This window comes from Streptomyces sp. NPDC057543, assembly GCF_042801895.1.
Classification (GTDB): Bacteria; Actinomycetota; Actinomycetes; order Streptomycetales; family Streptomycetaceae; genus Streptomyces.
Map to the genome: position 1 here is coordinate 12,047 of NZ_JBHVFF010000007.1, position 24,270 is coordinate 36,316.

General features: G+C 68.2%; 19 protein-coding genes. 14 read left to right on the forward strand and 5 right to left on the reverse strand.

The window, feature by feature from the left end:
• Positions 1–109 precede the first annotated feature (109 nt).
• Positions 110–1,066, reverse strand: coding sequence for a DUF1152 domain-containing protein (locus ACFU8Q_RS02580; RefSeq protein ID WP_384446941.1), 957 nt, complete (start codon positions 1,064–1,066; stop codon positions 110–112).
• 89 nt (positions 1,067–1,155) lie between these two features.
• On the opposite strand from ACFU8Q_RS02580, the gene ACFU8Q_RS02585 reads away from it, so the two are divergent.
• Positions 1,156–1,761 (forward strand): YdbC family protein, encoded by a 606-nt coding sequence (locus ACFU8Q_RS02585; RefSeq protein WP_327258682.1) that lies wholly within the window; start codon positions 1,156–1,158, stop codon positions 1,759–1,761.
• 119 nt (positions 1,762–1,880) lie between these two features.
• Here ACFU8Q_RS02585 and ACFU8Q_RS02590 read toward each other — a convergent pair whose 3' ends face one another.
• Positions 1,881–2,555: a TetR/AcrR family transcriptional regulator C-terminal ligand-binding domain-containing protein gene (locus ACFU8Q_RS02590; RefSeq protein ID WP_384446943.1), complete on the reverse strand. Its 675-nt coding sequence runs from the start codon at positions 2,553–2,555 to the stop codon at positions 1,881–1,883.
• A 168-nt stretch (positions 2,556–2,723) separates the two neighbouring features.
• On the opposite strand from ACFU8Q_RS02590, the gene ACFU8Q_RS02595 reads away from it, so the two are divergent.
• From ACFU8Q_RS02595 to ACFU8Q_RS02620, 6 genes are all read left to right on the forward strand, one after another.
• On the forward strand, positions 2,724–4,334 hold the full coding sequence (locus ACFU8Q_RS02595) for an ABC-F family ATP-binding cassette domain-containing protein (RefSeq protein ID WP_384446945.1): 1,611 nt from the start codon (positions 2,724–2,726) through the stop codon (positions 4,332–4,334).
• Positions 4,335–4,359: 25 nt separating this feature from the next.
• Positions 4,360–5,019 (forward strand): histidine phosphatase family protein, encoded by a 660-nt coding sequence (locus ACFU8Q_RS02600; protein WP_384446947.1) that lies wholly within the window; start codon positions 4,360–4,362, stop codon positions 5,017–5,019.
• Positions 5,020–5,031: 12 nt separating this feature from the next.
• Positions 5,032–5,934, forward strand: a complete 903-nt coding sequence (locus ACFU8Q_RS02605) for an ADP-ribosylglycohydrolase family protein (protein WP_384446949.1) — start codon at positions 5,032–5,034, stop codon at positions 5,932–5,934.
• Between the two features lie 240 nt (positions 5,935–6,174).
• Positions 6,175–7,932, forward strand: a complete 1,758-nt coding sequence (locus ACFU8Q_RS02610; RefSeq protein ID WP_384446951.1) for a DUF4153 domain-containing protein — start codon at positions 6,175–6,177, stop codon at positions 7,930–7,932.
• A 327-nt stretch (positions 7,933–8,259) separates the two neighbouring features.
• Positions 8,260–8,970, forward strand: coding sequence for a ribonuclease HII (locus tag ACFU8Q_RS02615; RefSeq protein ID WP_384446953.1), 711 nt, complete (start codon positions 8,260–8,262; stop codon positions 8,968–8,970).
• A gap of 60 nt (positions 8,971–9,030) precedes the next feature.
• Complete coding sequence (locus ACFU8Q_RS02620; protein WP_384446955.1) at positions 9,031–9,651, forward strand: hypothetical protein; 621 nt, start codon at positions 9,031–9,033, stop codon at positions 9,649–9,651.
• Positions 9,652–9,718: 67 nt separating this feature from the next.
• Here ACFU8Q_RS02620 and ACFU8Q_RS02625 read toward each other — a convergent pair whose 3' ends face one another.
• On the reverse strand, positions 9,719–10,357 hold the full coding sequence (locus ACFU8Q_RS02625; protein ID WP_384446956.1) for a hypothetical protein: 639 nt from the start codon (positions 10,355–10,357) through the stop codon (positions 9,719–9,721).
• 217 nt (positions 10,358–10,574) lie between these two features.
• Positions 10,575–12,746 (reverse strand): RecQ family ATP-dependent DNA helicase, encoded by a 2,172-nt coding sequence (locus ACFU8Q_RS02630; RefSeq protein ID WP_384446958.1) that lies wholly within the window; start codon positions 12,744–12,746, stop codon positions 10,575–10,577.
• A gap of 110 nt (positions 12,747–12,856) precedes the next feature.
• Here ACFU8Q_RS02630 and ACFU8Q_RS02635 point away from each other — a divergent pair, with 110 nt between their 5' ends.
• From ACFU8Q_RS02635 to ACFU8Q_RS02660, 6 genes are all read left to right on the forward strand, one after another.
• A complete protein-coding gene (locus ACFU8Q_RS02635) occupies positions 12,857–14,149 on the forward strand; it encodes a DUF4192 domain-containing protein (protein ID WP_384446960.1) in 1,293 nt (430 codons plus the stop codon).
• A gap of 559 nt (positions 14,150–14,708) precedes the next feature.
• Positions 14,709–15,473, forward strand: a complete 765-nt coding sequence (locus tag ACFU8Q_RS02640) for an NUDIX domain-containing protein (RefSeq protein WP_384446962.1) — start codon at positions 14,709–14,711, stop codon at positions 15,471–15,473.
• 111 nt (positions 15,474–15,584) lie between these two features.
• Positions 15,585–17,348, forward strand: a complete 1,764-nt coding sequence (locus tag ACFU8Q_RS02645) for an ATP-binding cassette domain-containing protein (protein WP_384446963.1) — start codon at positions 15,585–15,587, stop codon at positions 17,346–17,348.
• Between the two features lie 159 nt (positions 17,349–17,507).
• A complete protein-coding gene (locus tag ACFU8Q_RS02650; protein WP_384446965.1) occupies positions 17,508–18,395 on the forward strand; it encodes a FadR/GntR family transcriptional regulator in 888 nt (295 codons plus the stop codon).
• A 324-nt stretch (positions 18,396–18,719) separates the two neighbouring features.
• Positions 18,720–20,267 (forward strand): RNA polymerase sigma factor, encoded by a 1,548-nt coding sequence (locus tag ACFU8Q_RS02655; protein ID WP_384446967.1) that lies wholly within the window; start codon positions 18,720–18,722, stop codon positions 20,265–20,267.
• Positions 20,268–20,421: 154 nt separating this feature from the next.
• Positions 20,422–21,252, forward strand: coding sequence for a S1 family peptidase (locus ACFU8Q_RS02660; protein WP_384446969.1), 831 nt, complete (start codon positions 20,422–20,424; stop codon positions 21,250–21,252).
• Positions 21,253–21,353: 101 nt separating this feature from the next.
• On the opposite strand, the gene ACFU8Q_RS02665 is transcribed toward ACFU8Q_RS02660, so the two are convergent.
• The gene (locus ACFU8Q_RS02665) at positions 21,354–21,587 is read right to left on the reverse strand and encodes a hypothetical protein (RefSeq protein WP_024489001.1); all 234 of its coding nucleotides are present in this window, start codon (positions 21,585–21,587) and stop codon (positions 21,354–21,356) included.
• A 436-nt stretch (positions 21,588–22,023) separates the two neighbouring features.
• On the opposite strand from ACFU8Q_RS02665, the gene ACFU8Q_RS02670 reads away from it, so the two are divergent.
• A complete protein-coding gene (locus ACFU8Q_RS02670; RefSeq protein ID WP_384446971.1) occupies positions 22,024–24,144 on the forward strand; it encodes a type IIA DNA topoisomerase subunit B in 2,121 nt (706 codons plus the stop codon).
• Positions 24,145–24,270 lie beyond the last annotated feature (126 nt).

Sequence of the window (24,270 nt, forward strand, 5' to 3'; positions counted from 1 at the left end):
CGTAACGGATTGTGGATCCAACCGGCTTGGCCGGCAGGGACGGAATCGGGCCACTGTGTCGATCGACGGCTCGACGGCTCGACGGTTCGGCGTTCGTCGGTTCGCTGGTTCAGTGCGGAATGCGGCGAGGCGGTCTCTGCCGGACCTCCTCGCGGAAGTTTTCGATGGCGCTGCTGACCTGACGGATGAGATGGGTGTGCTCGATGCGGTCGAGGTAGAGGCAGTTGCGGGCCACTCCGTCCAGTTCGAAGGCGAAGCAGAGCGTCATCAGAGGGTTGATGAAGAGTTCGCTGCCACGGGTGCGCGAGGTGAACTGTACGTCCCCGAAGGCCCCTTGGATGGCGGCGGCAATCGATCCGTTGACGATGCTGGGGTGGTCGGGGGTGTGGTGGTGCGCGTGCGCCACCGCGTCGACGAAGAGGGCTCCTTCGCGAGAATTTCGGGATACGGAGAACGCGCCGAGGCATGAACCGTCGCGTTCGAGAGCGGCGATGTTCTCCAGCACGAGGCCGTGACTCACCCCGTGATACGCATCGACGCCGAAGCCGATGGACACAACCAGGCGCTCCGGTACGTCGATTGCGACGAGCGCCGCGACGCTGGCCAGATCCTCCTCCGGCGTGCCGAGGCCGGATTCGTCACCGTGCATCAGGATGTCCGTCCCGCCGTCGACCAGGACGACCGCATCGATGTCGTGCTTCTCGATCAACGCCCGGTAGGCAGCTCGCAGCGGTTGCACGCCCACTCGGGAGAAGGCATGCACATTGCTCGGGTAGCCGTGCAGGGCGAGCCACTGGGCGAGAGTGCGTTCCGGGAAGTAGTCCTGGTGGAGGGCCGTTTCGGGGGTGACGACGGCGACGTCCGGCGCGAGCCAGGCCTCGAGGGGCAGTCCTTCGAGAGCGCTGAAAGACAGATTGGCGAGTTGGACCTGCTTGCCCTGGTGGAACAGGGAGAGTGCGATCGGGAGTCCCGCATAGATGTCGAACCCGCCCCCGGCCCCGGTGACGAGGACGCGTTGCGCGGATTCGAGCCGGGAGAACAGGGGGTTGGTGTGCAGCGAGGCCATGGAGATCATTCTGCGTTTCTCGGCGATCGCTTCGGGTGTACTCCATCAGAGCGTGACCCGCGCCATGTTCCGCACCGTACGATGGCGCGGTGCTGGTCAAGTGGATTCGTTGCACCGTGGTGGACCGTCGAGGTTTTGAACGGGGACAGCGAAAGTGGGCGGGGCTGCTGGGTGAGCCGGGATTCAGGGGACAGGGCGGTGGGTGGAGCCGAGGGCGTCCGGAAGTGGCGCATGTCTTCGCCTTCTGGGAGAACCGCGTCTTCTACGACTCGTTCATGGCGCGTGCCCACGACGGGCTGGCTGCCGCGCAGTCCGGCACGTACAGCAGCATCCAGGTCAAGCTGTTCGAGTACCGCTTCGATGTGAAGACCGGCTTCGAGCCGCGCTTCACCGATGCGGATGTCGTCAGGGTGGCGCACAGCAAGGTGCACGAGGACCGGGTCGAGCATTTCGCATTGATGCAGGAGAGGGTGTGGAACCCGGCGATGGCCGGCTCTCCGGGGATGCTGCGGGGGGTGTTCGGGGAGGCGCCGGGGCACGAGTTTCTTGTGTTGTCCATGTGGCAGTCGAGCGCTGAGCGCGGCAAGTACCGGGCGGGGAGCATCGAGCGGCTGACGCAACGGGCGCAGACCGAGGACGATGTGGCGGCCGTGGCGGGAGACGTGGTGCAGCTCGAGCCGTCCTGGACGGTGTGATCGGCCGGCCGGCCGGATGGGTGCGGGGGCGGCCGGGCGGGGCAGGCGGTCGGCCGATCCGGGTTCGATCGGATGACCGGCGCGGTCGCGGCTGTGCACGTGGGCGATCGGGCCGCTGATCAGGTGGGTTCGGCCGAGGCCGAGGTGGGCGGGGTGTTGAAGACGCCCGCTCGGGCAGCGGCCAGCGCCGCTTCTGCGGCCTGGTCGGCCAGCCTCTCGTCGATGGGTTCACGGGTGATGAACAGCCTGAAGAACAAGGGTGAGGTCACTGCCCTGACCAGCGCTCCTGTGTCCGTGTGCCCGTCCAGTTCGTCGCGCGCGACAGCACGCGCGACGATGACCTCGCAGCGGGCGAACCGCTCGGCGTAGAAGTCGCGCAGCGCCTCGGCGGCGCGTCGGGACTGGAAGGCCGCGGCGATGAACGCGGTTGGCGCGGCCGCTGCGGCGGGGTCGGTGAAGGCGGCGGCCGTCGTGTGCGCCAGGGCACGCAGATCTCCCTCCAGGGTTCCGGTGTCGGGCGGTGTCCAGCTGTCCTCGCCGGCCAGATCCAGGGCATCCACGACCAGTCCTTCGAGGTTTCCCCAGCGGCGATAGAGGGTCGTCTTGTGGATGCCGGAATGCTCGGCGACGTATTCGACGGAGAGGCCCGGGTAGCCGTGCTCGACGAGCCCGCTGAGGACGGCATCGCGGACCGCCGCGCGGGTGCGAGCGGTGCGACCTCCGGGGCGACGGCTGCCAGGAGCGAGCGGGGCTGCCGGAACGGCGGACTCCGGGGCGGCTTTACGTTCAGTCAATTGCTACTCCTGTTGCGTTAGTGCACTTCAGTGTGTCACACTCATGCCTCTAATACGACAGTGGTTGCTTTAAGGTTAGTCGCCGGGCGGCTCGGGACTGTTTCCCGCAGTTCCCCGCTGTCGCTGCTGTTTCCGCTGCCTGTTGGCCGTCCGAGTTCGGAGGTGCCCTTGCCTACGCAGATCTCACTGCGCGATGTCACCGTGACGCGCGGTGAAAGGCTGCTGCTCGATGATGTCTCACTGACGGTGCGCCCAGGTGAGCGGATCGGCATCGTGGGAGAGAACGGCGCGGGGAAGACGACCCTGCTCGGCCTGCTCGCCGGCCTGGAACGGCCGGATTCCGGTGAGGCGTTCATGGCGGCCGACGGGGGTGCGGGGCTGCTGGCGCAGACGCCAAGACTGCCGCCGGACAGCACGGTCCAGGACGTGATCGACGACGCCCTTGCGGAACTGCGCACCATGGAGCAGAAGTTGCGGGAGGTCGAAGCGGAACTCGGTACGGCCGGTCACGCCGCTCTTGCCGCCTACGGAGACCTGCTCACGGCCTTCGAACTTCGCGGGGGATACGAAGCGGACGCGCGTGTCGACAAAGCGATGCACGGCCTCGGTCTGGCACGCATCGGCCCGGCCCGGCGGCTCGGCAGTCTCTCCGGCGGCGAGCAGGCACGGCTCGGCATCGCCTGCCTGATCGCGGCGTCCCCCGAGGTGATGCTGCTCGACGAACCCACCAATCACCTGGACGGAGCCGCTCTCGACTGGCTGGAGGGCGCACTGCTGTCCCATCCCGGCACGGTGATCGCCGTGTCCCATGACCGGATCTTCCTTGAGCGCGTGACCACAGCGGTGCTGGAGGTCGACTCCGACCGCCGGACCGTCGTGCGCTACGGCGGTGGATACGAGGGTTTCCGGACCGAACAGACCGCCGCACGGCGACGCTGGGAGCAGTCCTACGCGCAGTGGTGCGAGGAGACGGCGCACCTGGAGGAGTACACATCGACCACCGCTCACGATGTCGCGGTCGGCCGCGACATCAAGGACAACAACAAGATGGCGTACGACCGGGCCGCAGGCCGGGTCCAGGCCTCGGTGTCCGGGCGGATCCGCAATGCCCGCAAGCGTCTGGAGCGACTGAGGGAGGAGCCCGTCCCCAGGCCCCCGGACCCGCTGCGCTTCACCGCTCGGCCCACGGCAGGTGCGACCGAAGGGGTGCTGGTGTCCCTGACGGGTGTACGGGTGGGTGATCGGCTCGCTGTCGACCGGCTCTCCGTGGCGGCGGGCGACAGACTGCTGATTCACGGTGGCAACGGAGCGGGGAAATCGACTCTGCTCCGCGTCATGGCGGGGGTGCTCGAACCGGACGCGGGCCGCGTGATCCGGCGGGGCGGAATCGGCTACCTCGCGCAGGAGATACCGGCGCACCGACCCGCGGAGCGGGTGCTCGCGACATTCGGCCGGGGACTGCCGCTCACCGATGGCGAACAGGCGGAACTGCTTCTCTCGTACGGACTGTTCCGGTCCCGGGATCTCCAGGTGCCGGTCGGATCGCTGTCCGCGGGACAGCGCAGACGTCTCGCCCTTGCCCGCCTGCTGGCCAGACCCGCGGACCTGCTGCTGCTCGACGAGCCAGCGAATCACCTGGCTCTCGGACTGGTGCAGGAACTGGAAGAGGCGCTGGCCCACTGGCAGGGCGCGCTGGTGGTGGTCTCCCACGACAGGGCGCTGCGCCGCCGCTTCACGGGCGACATCCGTCGGATGGAGTCCGGACAATTGCTCGAATGAGCCGCAGTCGATCTAGGCTCGGTACATGGCACGACCGCAACGCATTGTCCTCGTCCGGCACGGGGAGTCCGAGGGCAACGCCGATGACTCGGTGTACGAGCGTGAGCCCGACCACGCGCTGAGGCTCACCGCGACAGGGCTGCGGCAGGCCAGGGAGACGGGCGTGCGGCTGCGCGAGCTGTTCGACGGCGAACGGGTCAGCGTGTACATCTCGCCCTACCGCCGCACGCACGAGACCTTCCGGTCCTTCGGGCTGGACCTCGAGCGGGTGCGGGTGAGGGAGGAGCCGCGGCTGCGGGAACAGGACTGGGGGAACTGGCAGGACCGGGAGGACGTGAGGCTGCAGAAGGCGTACCGGGATGCTTACGGGCACTTCTTCTACCGCTTCGCGCAAGGCGAGTCCGGGGCCGATGTGTACGACAGGGTCGGGGCCTTTCTGGAGAGTCTGTACCGGAGCTTCGAAGCCCCTGACCACCCGCCGAATGTTCTGCTGGTCACGCACGGGCTGACTATGCGTTTGTTCTGCATGCGCTGGTTCCACTGGTCGGTGGCCGAGTTCGAATCGCTGTCCAATCCGGGCAACGGCGAGACCAGGGCACTGATACTCGGAGCGGACGGGCGCTACACCCTTGACCGACCGTTCGAACGCTGGCGCACCCCTGAGCCGTACGGCATCACCGGATAGAGTGGAAGGGCGATGACAACCGCTGACTCTGCCTCCGAGCAACGTCTCGAGCGCGCCCTGGCCAGCCTGCGTGGACTGGCTGTGGGAGACGCCCTGGGTTCCCAGTTTTTTGTGCCGGCCAACTATCCGCTACTGAAGCAGCGCGGACTCCCACCGGGCCCCTGGCAGTGGACGGACGACACCGAGATGGCCTCCTCGGTGCTGGCCGTGCTGGTGAGGCACGAGCGAATCGATCAGGACGCGCTCGCTCATTCCTTCGCCGACCACCACGACTTCGACCGCGGATACGGCCCCGCCGTGAACCGGCTGCTCCGGCTGGTGCGGGAAGGCGGCGACTGGCGGGAGCTGGCGTCCGCGCTGTTCAACGGACAGGGCTCCTGGGGCAACGGCTCGGCGATGCGCATCGCGCCACTCGGTGCCTGGTACGCGGACGACCCGGAGCAGGCCACACACCAGGCCGAGATCTCCTCATACACCACGCATCAGCATCGCGAGGCAGTCGTGGGCGCGATGGCTGTTGCGGCCGCTGCCTCGCTGGCGGCGGCGCCCGCGGGACCGCCCACCCCGACAGAACTTCTCGACGGTGTGATCGGGCTCGTACCGCGCAGCGCGGTCGGCGCCGGGCTGCGCCGGGCACGCGACATGCTCGACTACGGCGATGCCGGCACGGTCGCCGCGGTCCTCGGCAACGGCCGACGCACCAGTGCACACGACACCGTTCCGTTCGCCCTCTGGTCGGCAGCGCGAAGTCTCGGCGATTTCGAGCAGGCCTTCTGGGTGACGGCCCAAGCCGGCGGTGATGTCGACACGACCTGCGCGATCGTCGGCGGGATCATCGCGGCGGGCAAGTCGGGCGCACCGCCTCCCGACTGGGCGGCACAGACGGAGGAACTGCCGGACTGGCTCCCGCGGTAGGGCGAAGGGCGACGTCGGCGGTGCCGACGACGATGACGCGGTGCGTGGATCGGACCGCGCGACTGTCACGGTACTGCCACAGCCCTTCCTCGCACTGCCGGTAACCGTGAGGGGAAGTTACCCTTTCGGCCACGCAGCCCTCGGTGATCACCCTGACGGGCGCGCACCGAAATGAGACGCCGGGGTGCCCCCGTGCTGCCCAGTGGCGGTGCGTGCAGACCCCGGTGGGGGAGGGGTCCCATGTCCGATCACACGTCAGAAACACCTCGGCCGGAAGATGCCCCCGAGGGACCCGAGCGGTCTGACGGGTCCGAGCTGTCGGAGCGAGCCGGGAGATCCGCGACGGCCGCGATGCCGAAGGCTCCGATGCCGGAGCCGCGCGGCACAGCCGCCGAGCCGCCGAAGGTGCCGGCCTACGCGCAACAGGATGGACAACAGCGCCCGCCCAACCCGTGGCAGCAGGGCAGACCTCAGGCCTCGGCGGTCTCGCGACTGCGCCCGGCCAAGCCCGCCGCCATCCGGAGCACGACACTCTGTTCCGTCCTGGCCACCGCGATACTGAGCGCCCTTCTGTTGGGTGACGGCCTCGGCCCGAACCTCCTGATGGTCGCGGTTCCCGCAGCACTCGCGGCTTACTTCGCCGCACGGGCGGCCGGTCGCCGGCTCCGTCCATGGACGGCTGTCTGGGCGGTCGGCGGCCTTGCGCTCCTCGGCGTCCCTGCCCTTCGGGACGCCGGATGGCCCACCTTCCTGGCCGTCGTATCGGCTGTGGCGCTGGGCTCACTCGCCCTGCACGGCAGTCGCAGCTGGCTCGGGGTGTTCCTCGGCTCACTGGGCCTGTTCAGCTCCATCGCCGGCAGCCTGGCCTGGGGCGGGCAAGGAGTGCGCGAACGGATGGCAGGCTCCCGGGGCCGGCTCGGAGTCGTATTCCGCACCACTGGTGTGGCGGTCGTCCTGCTCATCGTGTTCGGGGCTCTGTTCGCAAGCGCCGATGCCGCCTTCGCCGACGTGCTCGGCAACCTGATCCCGGATGTGTCGGTGGGCGACAGCCCCTGGCGGTTGTTCCTCTTCGTGATCGGCCTGGTCGGTGCGCTCGCCGCCGCGTACAGCGCAGCCGCACCGGTGCGGTGGGACGGCATCACCGTTCGTCCGGGAAAGGCTCGCGGACGGCTGGAATGGGCCCTTCCGCTCATCGTGCTGAATCTGCTGTTCGCCGTCTTCATCGCCATCCAGCTCACCGTGCTGGTCGGCGGATACGACAAGGTGATGGCCGAAACCGATCTGAGCTACTCCCAATACGCCCGTCAGGGTTTCTGGCAGCTTCTCTGGGCCACGCTCCTCACGCTGCTGGTGATCGCGATCGCTCTGCGCTGGGCTCCTCGCGGACGGGGCAGCGACCGCGCTCTCGTACGGAGCGTGCTCGGCACGCTGTGCCTGCTCACCCTCGTAGTCGTGGCGTCCGCACTCAGGCGTATGGACCTGTACGTCGATGCGTACGGTTTGACACGGCTGCGTATATCCGTGGCTGCGATGGAACTCTGGCTCGGCGTGGTTCTCGTCCTGATCATGGCGGCCGGCGTGTTCGGTGCCCGCCTGCTGCCGCGCGCCGTCGCCGCCAGCGCAGCCGTCGCCGTCCTCGCGTTCGGACTGGTCTCGCCCGACGGCCTGATCGCGGAGCAGAACGTCCAGCGGTACCGCAACGACCACTCGATAGACATCGACTACCTCCGGGGCCTCTCGGCCGACGCCGTACCGGCCCTGGACACGCTGCCCGAACCACTGCGCTCCTGCGCCCTCAAGGACATTGAACGGGCGCTGCGATCCTCGGACACCCCGTGGTACGCCACGAGCTGGGGCGAGGCGCGGGCCCGGGACATTTTGAGAAAGCGGAGTTCGAACAACCCGGCACAGAGCTGCGAAGCTTCGCGTACGAGCGGCGGTGGCAGCGACCGCGGCGGTGACGAAGACGACCCCTACGACCCCTACGACCCGTACTGAGGTGGGCCGGGCCGGACGGATCTGGCCCGACAGGTCCAGGCAGCGCACCGTTCCGCGCCGCGTTCCGTGCTTCACGAATGTGACGCAGGCACCCGGGGAGCACCTCCAGTCCGTGATCCTCAGTGGAGTTCTCCCGGCTTCGGTACAAGCGTTCGCGACCGCCGAGTGCGTACATATGACTCGCTTGGTGCGTGTACCGGAGCAAACCGAACAACGAGGGCCACGACCGTGCCGCAAACCATTGCGCGGCCCGGCGTGCGGCCGGGTCGGCCGACGGGCGCCCCGGGGTGTTGTCGGCGTACCCATCGGCGTACGCTGACAGGCGCCATGCCGTACGAACCACCCACGCACACCGTCGAGCGCTCACTGCGCGCGACCACTGGTGCCAAGACCGTCGCCGGTGTCGACGAGGTCGGACGCGGAGCGTGGGCGGGACCGGTCACTGTGTGTGCAGCCGTCACCGGCCTTCGCAGACCTCCCGCCGGACTCACCGACTCCAAGCTGATCAGCCCCAAGCGCCGTGCGGAGCTGGCCCCGTTGCTGGAGCGCTGGGTCACCGCGTTCGCTCTGGGAGATGCTTCTCCGCAGGAGATCGACGACCTGGGCATGACAGCTGCACTCCGCCTCGCCGCCGTGCGCGCCCTCGAAGCCCTGCCGGTCCGACCCGACGCGGTGATACTCGACGGCAAACACGACTACCTGGGAGAGCCCTGGCGGGTCCGCACTGTGATCAAGGGCGACCAGTCCTGTATCGCGGTCGCGGCAGCTTCGGTGATCGCGAAGGTTCGGCGGGACACGATGATGGCCGAACTGGGATCGGCTTCCGGCGAGTACGCCGCCTTCGCCTTCGACGCCAACGCCGGCTACCCGTCGCCCGTGCACCGGGCCGCGCTGGAGGAGTGGGGGCCCACACCCCTGCACCGCCTTTCGTGGTCCTACCTCGACGCGCTGCCCAGGTGGCAGCACCTCAAGAAGGTCCGCTTCTCCGCCGAGGCGGCTGCACTGGAAAGCGGGGGCCAACTCGGCTTCGACTTCTGATCGCGCACATGTACCCACCCGCTGATGCCTTGCGCGTCAGCGTTTGATAGACAACCACCCATGCCTCTCACCCCCGAGGAGCCTCAGATTCACGAGAGCGCCCAGGGTCCCCGCGTCACTCCGGCCACAGGCCGCACCGCGTCGACCCCTCGTCCTGTACCCGGTCCGCGTTCAGCGGCCATGCCGCGCCCGGGTCGCCCGGGACCCGGCCCCGCGAGGCCCGCGCCCCTGGCGCAGCGCCCGCACTCCGCCGCCGGCCAGCCGAAGGCGGCACGGTCGGAGAATCGTTCCGCACCCCAGATCCAGCTGATCCCCGCCTCGGCCGCCGGCGCGCTCGACGCCGCCGACGAAGCGGTGGATCTGCTGCTCGACTCCGGGCGCGCGCCGGGCGACATCCTGGTGCTCACCACCGGAGAACAGCACCCGTGGGCTGCGCACGAACTCACCTTCGGTGAGGCCGCCTACTGGGCGCAGCACGAAGCCGGCGACGATGTCTTCTTCGCCGGTGCCGCGGCCACGGACCGGCTCAAGCCCCGACCTGTAGTGGTCGTCGCTGTCAACGGCGACGGCGGTGACGCCGTTACCGGTGTGCTGTCCGGTGCCCGTGAACGAGCAGGTGCCCTGCTGATCGTGTGCGGGGACCCGCAGCGGATCAACGCAGAGCTCGGCGCCGGCGTCTGATCCGTAGGGGACAGAGGACCGTGGTGACCCGGCTGCCCGAGAGGGCGGCCGGGCCCGCGACCGCGGATCAGCGTGCTGCGGTGCGCCGCAGCGTCTGAACCGCACCGCCGCCGGTGCGCAGCGGGACCGGATCAGGGTCCAGCGACGTTTCGGCGAGCGCGGACGGCTGCGATGTGGAGTTGGGCCGACGCCCGCCCCGGCCCTCGCCCAACACCTGCCAGCCGCCGTGGGTCAGCGTGATGTACGCACCGCACCGCAGGCCGTGCAGTGTGCACGCGTCCCGCAGACCCCACATCCACGCCCCGTCCTCCTCCGTCCAACGCTCGTCGCCCTCACGGCAGTAGAGCAGTACGGCGGTGCGGACAGGTGTGCGGCGGCGAAGGTCGTGCGGAATCACCCGGCGTATGTGCGCCAGCAGCGCGTTGCGAAACTCCCAGCCGTCCGCGGTTATGGAGCGGCGGGCGAACGAGGCGCTGGCCGTGAGGCGTTCCTCATGGTCGAGTACGGCGACTACAGCGGTTTCCGGTGCGGGCCGGTGCCGGGCGTGCAAGCCGCTGACCACCTCGCGGGGGTTGCGCAGCAACGGTATGCCCGCTTCTGCCCACTCGGCCGGTTCGAGCATCCTGGCAAGGCGGTTGGCGGAGTCGGCGGATACCGAAGACGCCGATATCGAAGTGGCTGCGGACGGAGCGAATCCGAAGGTCACGGTCCTCCCTTCGCATACGCGCCCATGGTGCGGGCAGGGTCGAGTGAGGGCGCACCGCGGCACAGCCCTTCAGGGCCGCGAAAGGGCCGTGCGGGGAGCGAGTCCAATTCTTCCTGGCGTATCGGCGGGCGGCAACGAGCAAATGGCGCAGCTGACGGGAATCAGCCGGAATGACTCTGATATCCCTGCCCACGCCGTGCCCGGATGACGCCTCCCGTCACCCTTGAACGGCGAGGACCAGCGGAAACACCCCCTGTGCCCCGGCCCGTCGCAGCAGTCGCGCCGCCACGGCCAGTGTCCAGCCGGTGTCCGAGAGATCGTCCACGAGCAGTACGGGACCGCTCGCCGTGGCCAGGGCGTCGGCCAGCTCGGGTTCCACGACCAACGACTCGTGCAAAGCCCGAACCCGCTGTGCGCTATTGGTCTGCGAGACCCGCACACCATCGGCCTCCGGCGCATAGGTGACACTGCCCAGCAGAGGCATCCGGCCGACCTCGGCGATGCGGCTGCCGAGCGACTGGATGAGCTGCGGCTTGCTGTGTGAGGCGACGGTGACCACTCCGACCGGTCGGGGTGCGGCGTCCTCACCCCGGGAGGCCCAGCCCCCGGGACCCTTGGCCCAGTCGGCCAGCACACTCACGACCGCGTTCGTCACGTCGTCCGGAACGGGGGCATCTGCCGTCTGCGCCGCCAGCATCGGACGCAGCCGGTTGCCCCAGCCGATGTCGGAGAGCCGACCCAGCGCACGGCCGGGGAACGACAGCTCTCCCGCAGGAATACGGCCCTTGAGATCGACACCCACAGCGGCGAGACCGGTCGGCCACATCTTGCGGGGCTCCACCTCCACGCCGGGCCTGGCGAGTTCGCCCCGGGCGCCGTCCAGTGCCGCACCCGAGACGCGGTCGTCGAAACGGGCTCCCGCGCAGTTGTCACAACGTCCGCATGCGGTTGCATTCTCGTCGTCCAGCTGGCGGCGCAGGAACTCCATCCGGCAGCCGGTCGTCGTCGCGTATTCGCGCATCGCCTGCTGCTCGGAGGCCCGTTGGCGGGCCACCCAGGCATAGCGCTCGGAGTCGTACACCCAGGGCTCACCCGTGGCGATCCAGCCGCCCTTCACCCGCCTGACGGCGCCATCGACGTCGAGCACCTTGAGCATGGTCTCCAGCCGGGTGCGTCTCAGGTCGACCAAGGGCTCCAGAGCCGGCAGCGAAAGCGGACGGCCCGCCCGGGCAAGAGCATCGATCGTCCGCCGGACCTGCTCCTCCGGAGGGAAGGCAACCGATGCGAAGTACTGCCAGATCGCCTCGTCCTCCCTGCCCGGGAGCAGCAGCACCTCCGCATGCTCGACGCCGCGGCCCGCGCGCCCCACCTGTTGGTAGTAGGCGATGGGGGAGGAGGGGGAGCCGAGATGAACGACGAAACCCAGGTCGGGCTTGTCGAATCCCATGCCCAGCGCGGACGTTGCCACCAGGGCCTTGACGTGATTGGCAAGGAGGTCGTCCTCAGCCTGCTGGCGGTCGGCGTTCTCGGTGCGGCCGGTGTAGGACGCCACCGTGTGCCCGCACTGGCGCAGATACGTGGTGATCTCCTCGGCGGCCGCGACCGTCAGCGTGTAGATGATGCCCGAGCCGGGGAGTTCCTTGAGGTGATCGCCCAGCCAGGCCAGCCGGTGTGCGGCATTGGGCAGTTGAAGGACGCCGAGGCTGAGGCTCTCCCGGTCCAGCGGGCCACGCAGTACGAGAGCATCCGTGCCCGCACCGGTGCCCAACTGCTCCGCGACATCCGCGGTCACTCGCGCGTTCGCGGTGGCCGTGGTCGCCAGCACGGGTACGCCGGCGGGCAGATCGGCCAGCATGGTCCGCAGACGTCGGTAGTCGGGCCGGAAGTCATGACCCCAGTCGGAAATGCAGTGCGCCTCGTCGACCACGAGGAGCCCGGTCGCGGCGGCAAGCCGGGGCAGGACCTGGTCCCGGAAATCGGGATTGTTGAGCCGCTCGGGACTGACCAGCAGCACGTCCACCTCCCCGGCCGCGACCTCGGCCTGGACGGTGTCCCACTCCTCGGTGTTGGACGAATTGATCGTGCGGGCGCTGATTCCTGCCCGGGCCGCCGCTGCGACCTGGTTGCGCATCAACGCCAGCAGCGGCGAGACGATCACGGTCGGCCCGCCGCCCCGCGCTCGGAGCAGCGATGTCGCGACGAAGTAGACGGCGGACTTGCCCCAGCCGGTTCGCTGGACGACCAGGGCCCTGCGTTTGTCGGCGACGAGTGCCTCGATGGCCCGCCACTGGTCCTCCCGCAGCCGTGCAGCACCTGAGGTGTCCCCGACGAGTCGGGCAAGTACGGAATCGGCCGAAGCCCTGAGCTCTGCGCGGTCTGCGTTGGTCATGCCCCCATGCAACCCGATGACTACGACAAACCGCGAACGACCCCGCACCCCTGTGGATAAAGTTATCCACAGGGGTCGCGGAATTTGGCCGCCCGCGGGACGGTCATGCCATGAACCAGCACCACGAATCCAGCGGTCCGGTCGACGAGCAGCAGATCACCCTGCGGGGCCCTGCCGAGCTCGCCGACGCCCTCCCGTATCTCATGGGGTTCCACCCGAACGACAGCGTGGTCATGGTCGCCCTGCATGGCGGCCGGGGCCGCTTCGGCGGGCGGCTCAGGCTCGGCATCCCTCAGTCACCCCAGGAATGGCCGTCCGTCGCCGAGCAGCTTGCCGAATGCCTGATCAAGGGAAGCGAGCGGCGTGGGGAGCGCCCTGACGCGATCGTCATCTTCCTCTGCCAGGATCCGGCCCAGGGCGAGAGCGGCAGCCAGACGATGGAGCGGCTGCGTCCCCTTGCCCAGCGCCTGCGCACGGCTTGCGGCGCCCTCGACGTACCCGTACTCGAAGCACTCTGCATCTCTGGCGGCCGGTACTGGTCGTACTGCTGCCCGGACAGCCGCTGCTGCCCGACCGAAGGGAACCAGATGGCTCTGCCCGGCACCTCTGTGATGGCGGCTGCCGCTGCGTACGCGGGCATTCAAGTGCGCGGAACGCTGCGGGAGATGGAGGCCAGGCTCGAACCACTGAACACCGGGGCGGCGGCAGATCAGCAACGGGCACTCGACTCGGCCGGTGCCGAACTGGTGCCGAAGATCCTCGACGAGGCGGGACGCAAGGACGTGGCCCGGGAGACCTTGGGACTCGCCCGAAGGCTCATGAAGCGCCTCAGGGAGGCGCCGGCGGCGACACCCTCCGTGTCGGACATCAATGACGACCGGCTGATCAGCCATGACGAGGCCGCTGCGGTGATCCTTGGACTGCAGGACCGGGAAACCCGCGACAAGGCCGCGGAATGGATGGAAGGGCCCGAAGCCGATTCCGCGTTGCGGCTCTGGCGGGCGCTGTCCCGTCGCTGTGTCGCGCCGTACGAGGAGCACGCCGCGGCGCCGCTGACCCTGGCCGGGTGGGTCTCCTGGTCGACAGGCGATGAACCGGGTGCACGGGTCGCGCTGGGTCTTGCTCTGCGGGTGGACCCTGGGTACACCTTCGCTCAGCTCTTGCACGAGGCGTGCAACCAGGGTCTCGACCCGGAGACGCTACGCCGCTGTCTCCGGGGCGAGCGCAATGCCCGGACGGGGCGGCGCCCACGCCCGGACCGGACGCGGCCCCGCAGCGTACGCCCGACCGCCACTCGGCGAAGGAAGACCTCTTCGGGCTCCACTCGCCCCGAAGCGGCTGTTGGCCGACGCCGGTCAGGGCAAGTCTCTCCGAGCCGTCGAGGGTCCAGGAGCGGTCGATGACTGCCGCCCCTCGTCGCTCCGCGACACCTCTCCTCGGTGGTCCGGCACCGAGATCATCGCTCCCCGTCGTGCGGGGCGCGCAGGCCCGGAGGGTGCCGGCGTGCGCAGCAGCCCGGGCTCGCTCCCGTCGCTTCGCCCCGCGCCGCTTCACGCCTGATGACCGCGGACCGTATGGGGGCCGACGGTGTCGTGATCATTGCCGTCGGCCGTCGGCCGTCGGCCGTCGGCCGTGGGCTGCGGTCGGCAGGCACTCCGTACGGCCACGGCTTGAAGCGGCACGCAATCCACCGAGACGAGGTCGGTGGCGTACTGAGGGCTGACTGTGGTTCGACGCCCGTGCCGCAAGGTAATGGCGCAAGAGGAATCGAGGTGGTGCAGGACCCGGTGATCTCCGGGGGGACGGTGGTCGGCGCCCCGGAGGTTCCCGGGCGGTGAGTGGAGTGATCATGCCGAAGTAGTCCGGTAGCAGCAGTCGTGCCGAAGTGCGCGGCAACGCAGTTGTGCCTACGAGCACGGCGAAGGGAGTGTTTATCGTCAGGCAGACGACTATGATCACCGCATGCCGCCCTACGACCCGTCGACCTTCCCGCCCTTCGCTGTCACCGTCGACCTGGTTGTGCTCACGGTGCGCCGTCATGCGCTCTGTGCACTGGTGGTGCGCCGAGGCGAGCCGCCATTCCAGGGGCGATGGGCGCTGCCCGGCGGCTTCGTCAAAGCCGATGAGGATCTCGGAGCCGCAGCAGCGCGCGAACTCGTCGAGGAGACCGGACTGTGCGCCCAGGATCCTGCAGCCCCGGCGGTCGGCAATGGTGCCCATCTTGAACAGCTCGCCACCTACGGTGACCCGGGGCGTGACCCGCGGATGAGGGTCGTCAGCGTCGCTCACCTCGCCCTGGCCCCCGATCTGCCGGCGCCGCGGGCCGGCGGCGATGCGAACAGTGCGCGTTGGGCACCGGTCGAGGATCTGCTCGGGCCGGAGGGCGGGCTCGGTCATGAGGGCGAAGACCAGACCCTGCTCGCCTTCGATCATGCGCAGATCCTTGCCGACGGGGTGGAACGGGCGCGTTCCAAGATTGAGTATTCCTCCCTGGCCACCGCTTTCTGCCCGCCGGCGTTCACGGTCGGTGAGCTTCGGAGGGTGTATGAGGCGGTGTGGGGCGTGGTTCTCGACCCGCGGAACTTTCACCGCAAGGTGACAGGTACGCCAGGCTTCCTGGTGCCTGCCGGCGGCACGACCACTCGGCAGGGTGGTCGTCCTGCCCAGCTTTTCCGGGCCGGCGCGGCCACGGTGCTCAACCCGCCGATGCTGAGGCCGGAAGTCTGACGCTGCGGAACGCCCGCAAGGTCGATGCTGCACCAAAAATCGGATATGTCGCGTTATCTTGCTGCGGTACCGCCCTGCCGCCAAGCGGTCTCACCTTCCGCGAGAGAAGCGATGCTCCAGGCCATCGGACTCACCAGTGCCCCCCGCCGCGGCCTTCCGGCCGCCGTGCACGACCTCACCTTCGAGGCCCGACCAGGCCACGTCACCGTACTTCTGGGTGACCCCGGCTCGGGTAAGACCTCCACCCTCCGTCTCATGCTCGGACTCGACCCGGGGCGAGGGGTCACCTACTTCCGGGGCAGACCGCTGCACCGCATTCCGCGCCCGGCGCGGGAGGTCGGAGTGCTCCTCGGGGACGTACCGGGTCATCCCGCCCGCACCGTCCGCGGTCAGCTCCGTATGCTCTGCGCCGCCGCAGGTGTGCCGGCATCCCGGGCCGACGAACTGCTCGAGGCCGTAGGCCTCGCCGGGCTCCGGGATCAGCGCGTCGGCACACTCTCGCTCGGCATGGACCGCCTGCTCGCCCTGGCTTCGGCTCTGCTCGGCGACCCGCACACGCTCATCCTCGACAATCCCGCAGAAGGTCTTTCTTCGCGTGAGGAGTGCTGGATGCACGGCCTGCTCCGGGCGCACGCCACCCAGGGCGGCACCGTTCTCTACACCACCGCCGATCCCAAGGAAGCCGCGCGGGCCGCCGACCATGTGGTGACCATCGACGGCGGCCGTCTCGTCGCAGACCAGAGCGCCGACGACTTCTCGCGGACCCGCCTCCGCCCCCGGGTCGCGATCCGGACCCCGCACGCAGCTCGCCTCGCCGCCGTCCTCGCCCGTGAGGCCCAAGCGGCCAGGCGCTCGGTCGAGGTGGTCACCGAAGCAAGCGGCCGCCTCTCCGTCTACGGTTCCACCTGCGCGGAAATCGGTGACGCGGCATTCCGGCACGGGCTTCCGGTGCACCAACTCGCCGACGAGGTGGCCGACGCCGGTCCCGCACATCCCGCAGAGCCCACGGATCCAGCGGACTCCGGCGAAAGGGGGATCGAACCCCGACCGGCCGCGCAGGCATCCGGTCCGGAACTGCTCCCGCGGATCCGCCGCCGCTCGGCCCGCGGTCCGCTCCACCCGCTGCGCTACGAACTGCGCCGCCTCTTCGGTGTCAGAACAACAACCTTGGTCATGGTCGCCGTTCTTGTGGCCTCAGCCGGGCTCTCCCTTCTCCTCGCCCGCTCCGGCCACGCTCAGCTGCCGAAGGTGCTGGCGGGCTGGCCGTCGCTGTTGCCGCTGCCACCCGCGGCAGTCGGGGCCGGACTGATCGGGGCCCTCTCCTTCGGCGACGAGTTCCGTTACCCCGCACTCGCGGCGGGCCGAGGCACCGTACCCCGGCGTCTGGGAATGCTTCTTGCCAAGCTGGTGGTGTCAGCAGGCGTCGCCCTGGTGCTCGCCGTGCTTGTCGTGACGGCGTCCGCCGAAGCCATTCACCTGGTGTACGGCGAAGATTTGATCAGGCTGTCACCGAATTCGGCATTCCTGGGCGCGGGTTGGGCGGGACTGACTGTCGGCTGCGCCTGGGCGGGCCTCTTGGCTGCCGGAGTGTTCAGGGCGACGGCGGCCGGAGTCGCCGCCGTACTAGCCGTTCCCGCACTCGTCGTTCCGTTTGTCCAGCATGTGCTGGCAGGGTCGGCCTCCCGTCCGGTCGCCGGACTTCCGGGCAGGCTTCGCGAACTGGTGTGGCCGCGCTGGCCGTACGAGACGGATCGATGGGTGGCGGCTGTCGTGCGCGTGGTGGCGCACCCCGTGGGCACCGCGCTGTCATTGTCGTTGTTGGCCCTGATCTGTGCGTATCTGTTCACCAGCCTTCGCAGCAGGGTTCGTTGGTGACCACGGAGTTGCGTCGGCCGTTTCGAGCCTGGCAACTTCCTTAAAGGTGCCCGATTTCCACTAATAAGGCGTCAATTGGGGGGCCGGTGCCGATCACCCTTTCGTGTGCTTTTCACCAAAGACCTCAAGGGTCGGCTGAGCCGCGCCGACAAAGGATGCGTGAGTACCCTTGCGCACACCATGATGACCGCCGCCCGCTCCGCCGATTCCGGCCTCGCCGGCCCGGGTGAACTCGACCGCTACCCGTATGCGGAGGCGCCGGCCGGCGAGCGCGCCCCTCTTCGCTCATGGGACGGTCCCGATGCCGACCTCGGCCGTGCGGGCCGACGGGGCTCCGCCAGTCGGGGCCGTGGCCTCCACGGCCAACTCGTTCAGCAGCTGGGTCAGATGATTGTCTCCGGTGATCTGGGCGCCGACCGGCCCCTCGTGCCGGAAGAGATCGGTCAGCGTTTCGAGGTCTCTCGCACCGTCGTACGCGAATCGCTGCGCGTTCTTGAGGCGAAAGGTCTGGTCAGTGCCCGGCCCAATGTGGGTACCCGGGTGCGCCCTGTCAGTGACTGGAACCTACTGGACCCCGACATCATCGAATGGCGCGCCTTCGGCCCTCAGCGTGAGGACCAGCGCCGCGAGCTGGGCGAGCTCCGGTGGACGATCGAACCGCTCGCGGCCCGTCTCGCCGCAGGCCATGGTCGTGAGGATATCCAGCAGCGCCTCGGCGACATGGTGGAGATCATGGGGCATGCGCTCGGGCAGGGGGATGGGGTCACGTGTTCCCGGGCCGACGTGGAATTCCACTCCCTGCTCATTCAGGCAGCGGGCAATCGCATGCTCGAGCACCTCTCCGGCATCGTTTCCGCGGCGTTGCAGGTCTCGGGTGGTCCTGTCACGGGCTGTGACCGCCCCACCGAGGCGTCCCTCGGTCACCATGCACGCATCGTCGACGCGCTCGCATCGGGTGACTCGGCCGGCGCCGAGGCGGCCATGCGTCAACTGCTCGTCGTCCACCCCGAGGTGGAGCGGGTGGTGCCCGCCCCCCGCGAGCACTGAGCGCAGCACGGCCAGGGTGTACGAACCACGTGTCGCCGGGCCCCCACGGTCCGGCGGCACAATTGTGGTGGGATGTCACCCGTGGACACGTTCGTCGCAAATGAGGTGTGACTCGGGCCACGCGGATTGGGCGTAACACTCCTCGAAACAGTGCGATGACTTAAGAGGTGACCGCCGCGGAAGGAATACAGCAGCCGTTCAGTGCGCTGTGCAGTTCTGAGGCCAAACCCGCGCCGTCGGTACATTCCCAGCCCGGCGGTCGTCGGTTCCAGCCCTCTCCAGGGCCGGACCGGAAGCCGTTTCCATCGTTCCGAGAGGTTGTTCGTGTCGGCCAGCACATCCCGTACGCTCCCGCCGGAGATCGCCGAGTCCGAGTCTGTGATGGCGCTCATCGAGCGGGGAAAGGCTGATGGGCAGATCGCCGGCGATGACGTGCGTCGGGCCTTCGAGGCTGACCAGATTCCGCCAACCCAGTGGAAGAATGTTCTGCGCAGCCTCAACCAGATCCTCGAGGAAGAGGGTGTGACGCTGATGGTCAGTGCCGCGGAGCCGTCCAAACGCGCCCGCAAGAGCGTCGCAGCAAAGAGCCCGGTCAAGCGCACCGCCACCAAGACTGTCGCGGCTAAGACAACCGTGACCAGGACGGTCGCGGCCTCTGCCGCCCCGTCGGCAGAGACCGTGGACGTGGTGGCTGACGACGCTGCCGCGGCCGGCCCTGCGAAGAAGGCAGCGGTCAAGAAGACGGCTGCCAAGAAGACCGCCGTGAAGAAGACGGCGGCCAAGAAGGCAACAACGAAGAAGTCCGGAAAGCAGGACGACGAGCTCCTCGACGGCGACGAGGTGGCCGAGGAAGTCAAGGCCGGCAAGGGCGAGGAAGAGGAGGGCGAGGGCGAGAACAAGGGCTTCGTCCTCTCCGACGATGACGAGGACGACGCACCTGCGCAGCAGGTCGCCGTCGCCGGCGCCACCGCCGACCCGGTCAAGGACTACCTGAAGCAGATCGGCAAGGTTCCCCTTCTCAACGCCGAACAGGAGGTCGAGCTCGCCAAGCGCATCGAGGCGGGCCTGTTCGCCGAGGACAAGCTGGCGAACTCGGACAAGCTCGCGCCGAAGCTCAAGCGCGAGCTGGAAATCATCGCCGAGGACGGCCGCCGCGCCAAGAACCACCTGCTGGAGGCCAACCTCCGTCTCGTGGTTTCGCTGGCCAAGCGCTACACCGGCCGCGGCATGCTCTTCCTGGACCTGATCCAGGAAGGGAACCTGGGTCTGATCCGCGCGGTCGAGAAGTTCGACTACACCAAGGGCTACAAGTTCTCCACGTACGCCACCTGGTGGATTCGTCAGGCGATCACCCGCGCCATGGCCGACCAGGCCCGCACCATCCGTATCCCGGTGCACATGGTGGAGGTCATCAACAAGCTCGCCCGCGTGCAGCGCCAGATGCTCCAGGACCTGGGTCGCGAACCCACGCCGGAGGAGCTGGCCAAGGAACTCGACATGACCCCCGAGAAGGTCATCGAGGTCCAGAAGTACGGACGCGAGCCGATCTCCCTCCACACCCCACTGGGTGAGGACGGGGACAGCGAGTTCGGTGACCTGATCGAGGACTCCGAGGCGGTCGTTCCGGCCGACGCGGTCAGCTTCACGCTTCTCCAGGAGCAGCTGCACTCGGTGCTCGACACGCTCTCCGAGCGTGAGGCCGGTGTGGTCTCGATGCGCTTCGGTCTCACCGACGGCCAGCCGAAGACGCTGGACGAGATCGGCAAGGTCTATGGCGTGACGCGCGAGCGCATCCGTCAGATCGAGTCGAAGACCATGTCGAAGCTGCGCCACCCGTCGCGTTCGCAGGTGCTGCGCGACTACCTCGACTAGGCCGCAGGAGTACACGGACCAGGTCGCAGAAGAACACAGGCCGAGGGCCCGGATCCCGCAAGGGAGCCGGGCCCTCGGCCTATCTGCGGGTGCGATACACGGCAGGTCGGATGACTCTGGGTGAAAATGGTTCATCACAGAGTCAGGAGTGCGCATGTCCCGTACCGTCTTCCGCGCCATGACCGGGGTGCTCGCCCTGGTGGCCACCACGGCCGCGGTACCGCCCGGATCCTCCGTTCCGGCTGTTGCGGACAACATCGTCATCGGTGGTCAGCCCGCACACGTCAAGGACAGCCCCTGGGTCGTGGCGCTGTCCAGTCGGGACCGGTTCGGCGATACGCGCGCCGGCCAGTTCTGCGGCGGCGTCGCGGTCGCGCCGAAGAAGGTGCTGACCGCTGCGCACTGCCTGAGCAGGGAGGCGCTCGGAGTCGACGTCGGCAATGTGCGCGATCTGCGGATCATCTCAGGCCGGGACGCCCTGCCCGGGACTGACGGGAAGGAGGTGCCGGTTCAGGCGGCATGGAGCAATCCTCGATTCGACCCTGTCACGAACGCGGGAGACCTGGCGGTGCTCACTCTGGCCGACGCGCTGCCCGCGACGAGCGTGATTCCGATGGCCGAATCCGGTGACGCGGCATACCAGCCGGGTACGGGTGCCGTCGTCTATGGGTGGGGTGACACGACCGGTAACAGCGACTATGCGTCGTCACTCCGCGCCGCCAAAGTGAGCGTCCTGCCGGACAGCTTGTGCGCGCAGGCGTACCCGGGCGGCAGGAATGGCACGTACGACGCCTCAGCGATGCTCTGCGCGGGCGAACTCCAGGGTGGGCATGACGCATGCCAAGGCGACAGCGGAGGGCCGCTGGTGGCCCGTGGGCGGCTCATTGGGCTGGTGTCCTGGGGGAACGGCTGTGGCAGGGTGGGGAGCCCCGGCGTGTACACCCGGATCTCGGCCGCCGTCGACTGGATGCCGGTCGGTAGCTGAACGACAACACCGCGTAGGTACGAGAACGGGCGGCTTCCTCTTGGGAAGCCGCCCATCGGCCGGTCCGGAACCTGGCCCTGGCTCGTCGTGGATGCGAGGTGTCAGTGTTGTTCCTCTTCGGCGGCTTGGGCCTGCACGGCCGTCAGCCGGTCCGTCTCATCCTGTATTTCCGCGGCGATCTTCTTGAGTTCCGGCTCGAACTTGCGACCATGGTGGGCGCAGAAGAGCAGTTCACCGCCGCTGATCAGGACGACGCGCAGATATGCCTGGGCGCCGCAACGGTCGCAGCGGTCTGCTGCGGTCAGCGGGCTCGCGGGGGTCAGAACAGTAGTCACGTCGCCTCTTCTCTAGCTCGACGAGCTGTCGTACCAGGGTCAACATCCAACCAGGCCGAAAACGTTCCCGCTCGTGGCTTTTCTTCGAAACTTCTTCTCAAGATGGCTGTCTGTTGCCGGTTGGCGGCGAATGTGCCGTATTGCGTAGCGCTACGGTTTCGCGTTGCTTGTCTTGTGTGGATCCTCCCGGCTGGCTTGCCGGTTTGTTCATGAGGACGTGCCCGGAGCCTAAATGGTTCATGCCTGGAAGGGAACGTGATGTGCACGTCACTCCTGCCACGGATCGAACGTGTATGCGAGGCTGGACTAGTGTGAGGGTTCTCGGAGGGTGGCGTTACAACCGCTCTACCAGGCCTCGGTACCCTCTCAGCGGCGACCGAAGCCGAGCCCATTACCCACTTGGGCCTCAAATGAAATTCAGCGAGGAGCGAACCGCGTGACCGCCGATACGTCCGTGCCGTCCACTGCGCTGCTGACCGGAGCAGACCGAGACGGTTCCAACTACACCGCGCGGCACCTGCTCGTACTTGAGGGGCTCGAAGCGGTTCGCAAGCGTCCCGGGATGTACATCGGGTCCACCGACAGTCGCGGCCTCATGCACTGCCTCTGGGAGATCATCGACAACTCCGTCGACGAGGCTCTGGGCGGCTACTGCGATCACATCGAGGTCGTCCTCCACGACGACAATTCCGTGGAGGTCCGGGACAACGGGCGCGGAATCCCGGTCGATGTCGAGCCCAAGACGGGCCTGTCCGGCGTCGAGGTCGTGATGACCAAGCTGCATGCCGGCGGAAAGTTCGGCGGCGGCTCGTACGCCGCGTCAGGCGGTCTGCACGGCGTGGGCGCCTCCGTGGTCAACGCGCTCTCCGCCCGGCTCGACGTCGAGGTCGACCGCAGCAGCGCGACCCACTCGATCAGCTTCCGCCGCGGAGTCCCGGGCATCTTCACCGAGCAGGGGCCGGACAGCCCCTTCGACCCGGCCAACGGCCTGCTCAAGGGCAAGCGGGTGCCGAAGGCGCGCACCGGAACCAGAGTGCGTTACTGGGCGGACCGGCAGATCTTCCTCAAGGACGCCAAGCTCAACCTGGAGACGCTCCACCAGCGTGCGCGGCAGACGGCCTTCCTCGTCCCCGGCCTCACGATCGTCGTTCGCGACGAGCGCGGCCTCGACGGCCAGGGCAAGACCGAGGAGACCTTCCGCTTCGACGGTGGAATCAGCGAATTCTGCGAGTACCTCGCCCAGGACAAGGCGGTCTGTGACGTCCTGCGTCTGACCGGCCATGGCACGTTCAAGGAGACCGTCCCGGTCCTGGACGAGCGCGGTCACATGACGGCTACCGAGGTCACCCGTGAACTCGTCGTCGATATCGCTATGCGCTGGGGCACCGGATACGACACCAATCTCAAGTCCTTCGTCAACATCATCGCCACCCCCAAGGGCGGCACTCATGTGACCGGATTTGAACGCTCCGTGACCAAGACGGTCAATGAGGCACTGCGGTCGGCCAAGCTTCTCCGCGTCGCCGAGGACGACATCGTCAAGGACGACGCGCTGGAGGGCCTCACCGCGGTCGTCACCGTACGGCTGGCGGAGCCGCAGTTCGAGGGCCAGACAAAGGAGGTGCTCGGCACCTCGGCGGCCAACCGGATCGTTGCCGGCGTCGTCTCCAAGGAGCTCAAGGCGTTCCTGACTTCGACGAAGCGCGATGCCAAGGCCCAGGCCAGAGCGGTCCTGGACAAGGCCGTGGCGGCTGCGCGCACGCGCATCGCGGCCCGCCAGCACAAGGACGCACAGCGCCGCAAGACAGCGCTGGAGTCCTCCTCGCTGCCGGCGAAGCTCGCCGACTGCCGCAGCGATGACGTGGACCGCAGCGAGCTCTTCATCGTCGAGGGTGACTCCGCGCTCGGTACGGCCAAGCTTGCGCGGAACAGCGAGTTCCAGGCGCTGCTGCCGATCCGAGGCAAGATCCTCAATGTCCAGAAGTCGTCCGTCTCGGACATGCTGAAGAACGCCGAGTGCGGTGCGATCATTCAGGTCATAGGAGCCGGGTCGGGGCGAACCTTCGACATCGACGCCGCCCGCTACGGGAAGATCGTCCTGCTCGTGGACGCCGATGTCGACGGTGCGCACATCCGTTGTCTGCTGCTGACCCTGTTCCAGCGCTACATGCGGCCCATGGTGGAGGCGGGCAGGGTCTTCGCCGCCGTACCCCCGCTGCACCGGATCGAGCTGGTCCAGCCCAAGAAGGGCCAGGACAAGTACATCTACACGTACTCCGACAATGAGCTGCGCCAACGGCTGTTGGAGCTCCAGCGGAAGAACGTCCGGTACAAGGACTCGATCCAGCGTTACAAGGGTCTGGGCGAGATGGACGCCGACCAGCTGGCAGAGACCACGATGGACCCCCGGCACCGCACCCTGCGGCGGATCAACATCGGTGATCTGGAATCGTCGGAGCATGTCTTCGATCTGCTGATGGGCAATGACGTGGCACCGCGCAAGGAGTTCATCGCCAGCTCGGCCGCGACCCTGGACCGCTCGCGCATCGACGTCTGAGCGTTGCCGTCTCCACCCGTGGGTGGAGACGGCGTCTCCACCCGTGATCAACCCCTGAGCCGATCCCCTGCCCCGGTCGTTTCCGTAGCGTCGAAGGCGTTCAATCTTCCCGCGTCTCGGAGGCAG

Coding starts and splice junctions, on each gene's coding strand:
- ACFU8Q_RS02580 (WP_384446941.1), bottom strand. CDS start 1,066: ATGGCCTCGCTGCACACCAACCCCCTGTTCTCCCGGCTCGAATCCGCG.
- ACFU8Q_RS02600 (WP_384446947.1), top strand. CDS start 4,360: ATGGCACGACCGCAACGCATTGTCCTCGTCCGGCACGGGGAGTCCGAG.
- ACFU8Q_RS02605 (WP_384446949.1), top strand. CDS start 5,032: ATGACAACCGCTGACTCTGCCTCCGAGCAACGTCTCGAGCGCGCCCTG.
- ACFU8Q_RS02610 (WP_384446951.1), top strand. CDS start 6,175: ATGTCCGATCACACGTCAGAAACACCTCGGCCGGAAGATGCCCCCGAG.
- ACFU8Q_RS02615 (WP_384446953.1), top strand. CDS start 8,260: ATGCCGTACGAACCACCCACGCACACCGTCGAGCGCTCACTGCGCGCG.
- ACFU8Q_RS02620 (WP_384446955.1), top strand. CDS start 9,031: ATGCCTCTCACCCCCGAGGAGCCTCAGATTCACGAGAGCGCCCAGGGT.
- ACFU8Q_RS02630 (WP_384446958.1), bottom strand. CDS start 12,746: ATGACCAACGCAGACCGCGCAGAGCTCAGGGCTTCGGCCGATTCCGTA.
- ACFU8Q_RS02635 (WP_384446960.1), top strand. CDS start 12,857: ATGAACCAGCACCACGAATCCAGCGGTCCGGTCGACGAGCAGCAGATC.
- ACFU8Q_RS02640 (WP_384446962.1), top strand. CDS start 14,709: ATGCCGCCCTACGACCCGTCGACCTTCCCGCCCTTCGCTGTCACCGTC.
- ACFU8Q_RS02645 (WP_384446963.1), top strand. CDS start 15,585: ATGCTCCAGGCCATCGGACTCACCAGTGCCCCCCGCCGCGGCCTTCCG.
- ACFU8Q_RS02660 (WP_384446969.1), top strand. CDS start 20,422: ATGTCCCGTACCGTCTTCCGCGCCATGACCGGGGTGCTCGCCCTGGTG.